Raw genomic sequence first — 2,377 nt, forward strand, 5'->3', positions numbered from 1 at the left:
CGGTGCGGTTGCGGGTGCTGGAGGCGGAGCCGGTGCTGGTCACCCCGAGCCGATGAACCCCGAGCCGATGAACCCGAACCGCGTCACCTCCCGGACACGTTGCGGGGCCGGGCCGCTACTCCGGAAGATGCACCGTCGGGATCGCCGGATCGCCTGCGGACATCGCCTGCACCGCACGGGGCAGCTCGGCCACCGAGCGCCGGTGCCGCTCCCGGGCGGCGTCGAGCGACTCGCGTCCGACCACCTTGCCGTCGCGCACCAGGGGAACCAGCAGCGGCCGGTCGTCGCCGTCGTCGAGGGGCATGGTGCCGATGCCGACCACCTCGGCCTGCGCCACCCCGGCCGTCGAGCGACGCCGCAACGCGTACTTGCGGCCGCCGATCGAGATCTTGTCCTTCGACCTCTTCGCCACCGAGACCATCTCGCCGTCGTCGCCCTCACGGGCGACCAGCTTGTAGACGAATCCCGAGGTGGGATGGCCGGATCCGGTGACCAGCTGCGTGCCGACGCCGTAGCCGTCCACCGGCGCCGCGGCCAGCGCCGCGATCGCGTACTCGTCCAGGTCGGAGGTGACGATGATCCGGGTCCGGTGCGCGCCCAGCGCGTCGAGCTGCGCGCGGACCTCGCGTGCCACCACGCCCAGATCGCCCGAGTCGAGACGCACCGCGCCGAGCTCCGGGCCCGCGATCTCCACGCCGCGGCGCACCGCCTCGGCGACGTCGTAGGTGTCGACCAGCAGCGTCGTTCCCCTGCCCTGGCTGGCGATCTGTGCCCGGAAGGCGTCCTCCTCGGTGTCGTGCAGCAGCGTGAAGGAGTGCGCCGAGGTGCCGGCCGTCGGCACCCCGTAGCGCTGCCGGGCCATCAGGTTCGAGGAGCTGGCGAAGCCAGCGATGTACGCAGCCCGTGCGGCGGCCACCGCCGCCTCCTCGTGGGTGCGGCGCGAGCCCATCTCGATGCACGGCCGCTCGCCGGCGACCAGCGTCATCCGCGAGGCTGCGGAGGCGATCGCCGAGTCGTGGTTGTAGATCGAGAGCAGCAGCGTCTCCAACACCACCGCCTCGGCGAAGGTGCCCTCCACCACCGCGAGCGGGGAGTAGGGGAAGTACGTCTCGCCCTCGGCGTATCCCCAGATGTCGCCGCTGAAGCGGTAGTCGGCCAGCCAGGACAGGGTGGGCTCGTCGACGACGTCGCGCAGCGTCTCCAGCACCTCGTCGTCGAAGCGGAACTCCTCCAGTGCGTCGAGTGCCCGTCCGACCCCGGCGACCACGCCGTAGCGGCGGCCCTGGGGGAGCCGGCGTCCGAAGAGCTCGAAGACGGAGCGTCGCTGTGCGGTGCCGGCAGCGAGTGCCGCCTGCAGCATGGTGAGCTCATAGTGGTCGGTCAACAGGGCAGTTGATGGGCGCACAGGACCCACTGTGTCACGATTGCGGCGTGACAGCCTCCAGCCCGGTTCACGTCGAGCCCGATCTTGACGTCACACAGATGCCTGATGAGATCACCTTCCTCGCCAAGCCCTGGGTGACGATCGTGTGGAACGACCCGGTGAACCTGATGTCCTACGTCACCTACGTCTTCCAGAAGTACTTCGGCTACGACAAGGCCAAGGCGGAGAAGCTGATGCTCGAGGTCCACAACGACGGACGCTCGGCGGTCTCCACCGGCACCCGCGAGGAGATGGAGCGCGACGTGCAGGCGATGCACGAGTACGGACTGTGGGCGACCATGGAGCGGAGCTCATGACCGGGTTCGCACGGCACCGCAAGAGCGGTCTGGTGATCGCGAACTTCACCGGCTTCGAGGCCGAGCTGCTGCGCTCGCTGGCCTCGCAGATGGTGGAGCTGCTGCGCAACGAGGAGGCGGCGCCCAAGCAGGGCGGCGATCCGTTGGAGGCGCTGATGGACTTCAGTGGCCCGACCACCGAGCCCGAGGACCCGGTCCTCGCCCGGCTCTTCCCCAGCGCCTACCTCGACGACGTCGAGGCGGCGGGCGACTTCCGGCGCTTCACCGAGGGCACGCTGCGCGACAGCAAGGCCACGGCTGCCGGCCAGATCATCGACGACCTGGACGAGGCCGGCCTGCCCGACGACGTCATCGACGAGACCCTGCACATCGACGTCGAGCTGGCCGAGCCCGCCGCGGAGCGTTGGCTGCGCGGGTTCACCGACATCCGGCTCGCGCTGGCCACCCGCCTCGGCATCGAGGACGGCGACGAGGAGCGCTGGTACGCGCTGCCGGACGACGATCCGATGGCCCAGGCCCACGACATCTACGAATGGGTCGGCTACCTGCAGGAGACCCTGGTCGGCGCCCTCGTCGAGTGAGTGCGTCCGCCGCTGCGTGAGGTGAGACGGCCGCGGGGGAGTGAACGACAGAAGGG

At 70.2% G+C, this 2,377-nt stretch carries 3 protein-coding genes; 2 read left to right on the top strand and 1 reads right to left on the bottom strand.

What is annotated here, in order from left to right:
• Nucleotides 1-115: 115 nt before the first annotated feature.
• Nucleotides 116-1,405, bottom strand: a complete 1,290-nt coding sequence (locus ABD151_RS16160; RefSeq protein ID WP_343995817.1) for a nicotinate phosphoribosyltransferase — start codon at nucleotides 1,403-1,405, stop codon at nucleotides 116-118.
• Between the two features lie 77 nt (nucleotides 1,406-1,482).
• On the opposite strand from ABD151_RS16160, the gene clpS reads away from it, so the two are divergent.
• The gene (gene clpS / locus ABD151_RS16165) at nucleotides 1,483-1,740 is read left to right on the top strand and encodes an ATP-dependent Clp protease adapter ClpS (protein WP_343995818.1); all 258 of its coding nucleotides are present in this window, start codon (nucleotides 1,483-1,485) and stop codon (nucleotides 1,738-1,740) included.
• Nucleotides 1,737-2,321, top strand: coding sequence for a DUF2017 domain-containing protein (locus tag ABD151_RS16170; protein ID WP_343995819.1), 585 nt, complete (start codon nucleotides 1,737-1,739; stop codon nucleotides 2,319-2,321). The genes clpS and ABD151_RS16170 overlap by 4 nt, the downstream gene beginning before the upstream one ends.
• Nucleotides 2,322-2,377 lie beyond the last annotated feature (56 nt).

Source organism: Nocardioides dubius (genome assembly GCF_039528155.1).
Lineage (GTDB): Bacteria > Actinomycetota > Actinomycetes > Propionibacteriales > Nocardioidaceae > Nocardioides > Nocardioides dubius.